The 5,340-nt window shown below is 58.3% G+C and carries 4 protein-coding genes; 3 read left to right on the top strand and 1 reads right to left on the bottom strand.

Annotated elements, in window-relative coordinates:
• Positions 1 to 135 precede the first annotated feature (135 nt).
• The 3 genes from FO013_RS22055 (at position 136) to FO013_RS22585 (ending at position 4,149) form a co-directional block, all read left to right on the top strand.
• On the top strand, positions 136 to 1,296 hold the full coding sequence (locus tag FO013_RS22055) for an FUSC family protein (protein WP_186293278.1): 1,161 nt from the start codon (positions 136 to 138) through the stop codon (positions 1,294 to 1,296).
• 1,245 nt (positions 1,297 to 2,541) lie between these two features.
• On the top strand, positions 2,542 to 3,312 hold the full coding sequence (locus tag FO013_RS22050; RefSeq protein WP_143924713.1) for a hypothetical protein: 771 nt from the start codon (positions 2,542 to 2,544) through the stop codon (positions 3,310 to 3,312).
• A gap of 693 nt (positions 3,313 to 4,005) precedes the next feature.
• Positions 4,006 to 4,149 (top strand): hypothetical protein, encoded by a 144-nt coding sequence (locus tag FO013_RS22585; protein ID WP_186293277.1) that lies wholly within the window; start codon positions 4,006 to 4,008, stop codon positions 4,147 to 4,149.
• A 44-nt stretch (positions 4,150 to 4,193) separates the two neighbouring features.
• On the opposite strand, the gene FO013_RS22045 is transcribed toward FO013_RS22585, so the two are convergent.
• Positions 4,194 to 4,919, bottom strand: a complete 726-nt coding sequence (locus FO013_RS22045) for a DUF4097 family beta strand repeat-containing protein (protein ID WP_143924712.1) — start codon at positions 4,917 to 4,919, stop codon at positions 4,194 to 4,196.
• Positions 4,920 to 5,340: the final 421 nt, after the last annotated feature.

Raw genomic sequence — 5,340 nt, 5'->3', positions numbered from 1 at the left:
TCACTCGCGGATCGCAGGCCTGCTCCGATGCGCTCAAGCATCGCGAAGGCAACTACGTTTGCTCCCCCAATGATCTAACATTTGACTACATCTGAGTCCGCTTCCCAAAATAAGGATCGACCATTGGCTGAAGACATGAAAGAACGAGTAGCAGCCCTCGTCAAGCAACCCGAATTCGTCACCGACCTGTTCCAGATCATCAAGAGCGTCGTCGCTGCTACTGGTGCCTGGTGGCTATCCGCCGCTGTCCTGAGCTCGCAGATGCCGTTTCTGGCCCCGTGGACAGCACTTCTGACAGTCCATGCCACCGTCTACCGGTCCCTATCTCGAGGAGCACAGTCAACTGTCGCCTCAACGATCGGTGTGGCCTTGTCCTTCGTCATCGGTCACTACCTGGGCGTGAGCATATGGACTTTTGCTCTTGCGCTCCTAGTCGGTTTGATCGGTGCAAGGTTTTCGTGGATCCGCGATGAAGGCATCGCTATTGCCACCACTGCGATCTTTATCCTCGGCAGCGGTTTCGGTAGCCAGCAGCCTCTCCTCCTCGAACGCATCGGTGAAGTCGCATTAGGCGTCGCTGTCGGACTAGTGGTCAACTTGATCATTATCCCTCCACTCCGCGATCGACAAGCCGCGAGATACATCGACAACATCAACCGCCGCATGGGCGACGTCCTCATCAATATGTCTCAAGAGTTCAGCGATTCCTGGGACACTGATCGAGCCGACGACTGGTTTCGCGAAACGGAATCGATGAGCGATGAGCTCAGCACTGCCTGGCAATCAGTACGGTTCGCAAGAGAAAGTCGGAGAGCCAACCCTCGCGGTAACTTGCGCAGAACGATTCAACCAAAACGCCCAGACGACGAGCAGTCGAACCTGGACGAAGAGAGCTACGTGAATATCCTTCAGCGCGTCGATGAGGGCATCTCACATCTTCGACATCTGGCCCGAACCCTTCGCGAAGCAACTTATGCGACGGGTGAGTGGGACACACGGTTTCGCAACAAATGGTCAAAGATCGTCAGAGACGCAGGCCGCGCCATTGCCGACCCTGATTCTGAAGTCGAGCCGATCTATGACCGGCTGGAGGCGTTGGCCGAAGACATGTCCAAGGCTCAGAATCTCCCCGCCACATCATGGCCACTCTACGGTTCGTTGATCACAAGCATGCGACACATTGCCGTGATAGTCGACGATGTCGCATCTGCCCGAGAGGCACGCGAAGTCAACGATGCAAAAGCTAACAAGCAATCACCCACTGGAACGCTTCTCCACGGCGAAGAGTCTTCATGAGGATTTGCGCAGTCGTCTGGTGTGACCGTGCCCCGGTAGCGCGTGGCCTGTGCAGGCGGTGCTATGCGCGATGGTGGCGTGGAGTTGATGACATTGACTCTCCTAGACGCTACGCGTCGCGAGAAGACAAAGAACGACTGCGCTACGAAGTCATCCAGCGTCGTATAGCTGGTGAAGGCATCGCCGATATTGCTTCAAGTGTGGGCGTCGATGTCGCGACCCTGGGGAAATGGTTTCGCGAATGGGAGGTGACGGTAACGCCCGCTCGTCAAGCACGGGCTCGGGCGCCAAGGCTTTGGCAACCGTGGACCCGCGAACAGGCAAAGCTGGCCTACACTCGCACGGACATTCCACTCGGCGAACGCGCTGCCATCCTCGGCCGATCGCTTGCAGCGGTCGCGTCGTACATTCGCAAATACCGACTCCGACCAGACGACCCCTACGGGCTCAAGTAGCGACGAAAGTGCATCACCCGGACGAGCGAGGGAAGGTCTCCACATGGACATCGGCGGGATAATTCGATTCCGGTACCACCCCCGCTGATGTCCAGCAGATCACGGACCTCGAGAAAGCGAACCGGGAACCGCGCCGGGCTAATCAGATCCTGAAGTCAGCCTCGGATCCCTTCGCGGCGGGGCCAGGCAGCCCCTCGAAGCGATCTGTTCGTACGTCGACGAGCACAAAGACGAATTCGGAGTCGAGCCGATCTATGCCATGCTGCGTGTTGCTGGTGTGAAGATCGCTCCGAGTACTTACTATGCCTGTCAACAGCGCCCAGCCTCGGCCTGGCAGAGACGTGACGAGGTGTTGAAGGAAGAGATCAGCAGGGTGCACGCGAACAACCGGGCATTCGAACGAACTCAAATTCCCGAGTGAGAACGTATCCATGTGATCCGTCCCGGAACTGTTCGGCTTCGAAGAGGCTCGAATCTTCGGCGCGATCAACGTGATGTTACTCAGCACCAGACGTCCCGTCGCTAGCGGGTCGTCCTGGTCACTGCCGCGCAAGCGGCCGAGCATGAAGAGGCAGGCATGCTGCAAATGCTAACCCCGGACCTGTTTTCCTACCCGCGCGAGCTCTAGGGGTGCGACTGTCTGGACCATTCGGAGCTAAAGACTTCAGCATCCCCGACCGGTGGGCTGTGCATGCCGGTATTGCTTCAGTGACGAGTCGGATTGGGAGGAGAATTCGGGGTGTTTTCCCGTCGTGAGGGCGACATGCGACGGCTTTGATATTCTCAATATGTGAGTTCTCCTGATGTTGGCATGGCACGCCGTCGAGACTTCAACCGTCGTGCTGACCGCCTTATCTGCGGTTTTTCATTGATCCTGGCGCCATTGCTGTGGACGGCTGGCCTCTTCGTTCAATGGATGGCCCGTGTCGAGGCTGACTTGACGCCTGGGGACCTCAGCGAGCTAGACGCGGCGACATTCGCCGCACCGATGTTGCTCGAAGTCCATGCACGTGAGCCTGAACTGTCTACTACCGGATCCGCGCTGCTTTTTCTGGGGATCGTCCTCCTGGTACCAGCAATATTCGCACTCTCGCGCTTAGCCGCAATTAGGGCTCCATGGGCAGCAGCCCTGGGAGGTTTGTTACTAGTTGCAGGCCTCATGGCCCGCGCGTTCTATCTCGGTGTTGATGCAACCACGTTCAACGTCGTTGAACGACTGGGGACGGAGACAGCCACGTCGTTGATCCTCGACGGTTACGGGGATCTTGCCTACGCGTTCTGGCGGATTCCCGTCATCGCCTCTGCGGGGACGATTATCGGATCACTGCTATTGGCATATGGCCTCTTCCGTTCTCAGAGATGGGGCGTGCTGAGATGCTTGCTCTTCCTTCCCGCAGGATGGCTCGGAATGGGAGTGTTGAAAGAGCATGAGCCTGGATTCGGTGGCGTTGCCCTGGCTCTTGCCCTCATTCCTACTGGCATCGCTTTTCTTCAGGGCCACTCAACACGCGCACGCGCACTCGTGTCCAGGACAGAACGACGAGCCCTGCTGAGCTGGTGAACCGGCTCCGTCGTGGAGTCACCACGCTGAGGTCGCTCCCGGTCAGTTGACTGTATTGGCTCGCCATTGAATTGAGCGGCAGCGTGGGATCGTGATCCGACGAGAGTGGTCCGCTACTGGGATTTCGGCCAGGGGTGATCAGAATCTCAAGTGCTGTGGCACCTGATGTGCCTGGCGGTGGCGTCGTCACCAGGGCCGACGGCGAGGATGAGATTTGGGACACAGGCGGTGATGGTGAAGAATAGTGGACAACCGGGTTGGGCGGTGGAGCGAGCAGTGAGCGCCATGCACTCAAATAGTGGCACGTCAACGATCAAATCGATCCGATAACGAACTAGTTGACACCACTCATCCGAATGCACGGATGTTCACTCCACCAGCTCAAGCCGGTGCTTTATTGCCAAATGGAAACAATGCGCATCGGGCGGCGTGCTGACAGGAAGCATGAACGCACACAGTGCGCATTGGGTAATCTCAAAACTGATCCACACTCTTTTTCTCAACTACTTGGCCTGGTCGGTTTGTAAGGCTCAGAAGGGAATCATGAAACGACGAGGAATCCGGAAAGTCGCTGCAGGACTTTCCATCGGCGCATTTGTGGCACTGTCAATTTCACCGGCGAGTGCGGCAACAACGTCGTCATGGGCGAGCTGGACAGACTTAGAAGGCGAGAGCCGTGATTACACCGCGAGCATGACGCTAGCCGGACAGCCCTCTCTAACCGCGGACATCACCTCTGATTCCCGAGCCGGAAGTGTCGGCCTCATCGGCGGCTCGTCCACCTGGCTGTCTGAGGGCACCCCTGTCGGCGCGAAATACGGGGCTAGCCGCTTGTGAGCGCTAGCCCGGCGGGAGCTTTGACTGCGTGATCAGGGTTGGACTCAGTCGGTGAGTAGTTCGATGTTGCCGTTCTCGGTTGTCACGTCGATCCTGTGAGGGCTGTTCTTATCAGTATTGAGGGTGTTGTTGACTGCGCCGTTATCGGTGGTGGATACGACGGCGTACGGCTGATCCGGAACCTGGAGAGCGATGGCGCCGTTGTCTGTGGTGACAGCGACATCAGACGGCACGTCTTTGAAGCTGAGTTCGATCTTGCCGTTTTCTGCCTGGGCGTGGACGTCGCGGGACCTGAGGTCGGTGGCACGCTGGTCTCCGCTGGTGCTGTTCAGTGAGAGTTCGCCGGAAATGTCACTGACGGCGATGGCGCCGTTTTCGGTCCGGATCGACAGGGCGGTCTCGAAATCGGCTGCGGTGACGTCACCGTTCGAAGCGTCGAGGTTGACGGCAAGGTTTTGTGGCACAGCGACTTGATACCGGACGTCGCAAGAAGAAAGAAATCCACAGTCGGTGGCGAGAGTGAGTTCATCCCCTGCGAAGTCCCAGCTGGCTTCACCTGGGTGGCCGGAGAACCAGCGAGTGACCTCAACCTCGTCGACATCGTCGGGATAGAGCTCGATGTTGCCGCTGGATTCTTTGATGATTGTCAGATGATCGCCAGCTACAGCAAATGAGGCCGTTTCCGGGTCAGCGTTATCGACGGAGCCACATGCGGGAAGCGTGAGAGCGGCGAGCGTGACAGCGAGCAGGATCGCAGGGCGGCGGGTCATCTGACCTCCGTTTTCGTGGTGGCACCGGGGCTTGTTCCCTCGGTGTCAGTAAGAGACGGACGGCCGAATTGCCGCGACGGCCACTGGTTCTGCGCGTGTGCCTCGCCCGATGCGGCATCAAGCGCTGGCACCAAAGGCATCAATGCGGCCCGCATCCGATCGGACAGCGAACCGGTCGGCACGACGAACCCGCTCATTGATGATGGTCTAGCGACTGATGACAGCCAATCGTGAATGGCGACTCGAGTGGCAGCGGCAAGGCTCGCGGCGAGTGCTCGCGCAGTCAATGGGTCCATATCCCCGGCACGGTTCATGAGCGCTTGCGCCAGTGGAGCCTCGCTCATTTTCACGCTATCGGCATACGACGACTGAAGCGCAGGACTGCTCGTGATCATTAGCAACACGTCCTGCGCCTGAGTGC

It is taken from the genome of Brevibacterium aurantiacum (assembly GCF_007558825.1).
Classification (GTDB): domain Bacteria; phylum Actinomycetota; class Actinomycetes; order Actinomycetales; family Brevibacteriaceae; genus Brevibacterium; species Brevibacterium aurantiacum_A.
The sequence above is the reverse complement of the archived record's forward strand: the minus strand, read 5'-3'. Positions and strand labels throughout refer to the sequence as shown.

Bases quoted from the DNA above. Each gene is read 5' to 3' on its own strand.
- FO013_RS22055 (WP_186293278.1), top strand. From the start codon at position 136: ATGAAAGAACGAGTAGCAGCCCTCGTCAAGCAACCCGAATTCGTCACC.
- FO013_RS22045 (WP_143924712.1), bottom strand. From the start codon at position 4,919: ATGACCCGCCGCCCTGCGATCCTGCTCGCTGTCACGCTCGCCGCTCTC.
- FO013_RS22585 (WP_186293277.1), top strand. From the start codon at position 4,006: ATGACGCTAGCCGGACAGCCCTCTCTAACCGCGGACATCACCTCTGAT.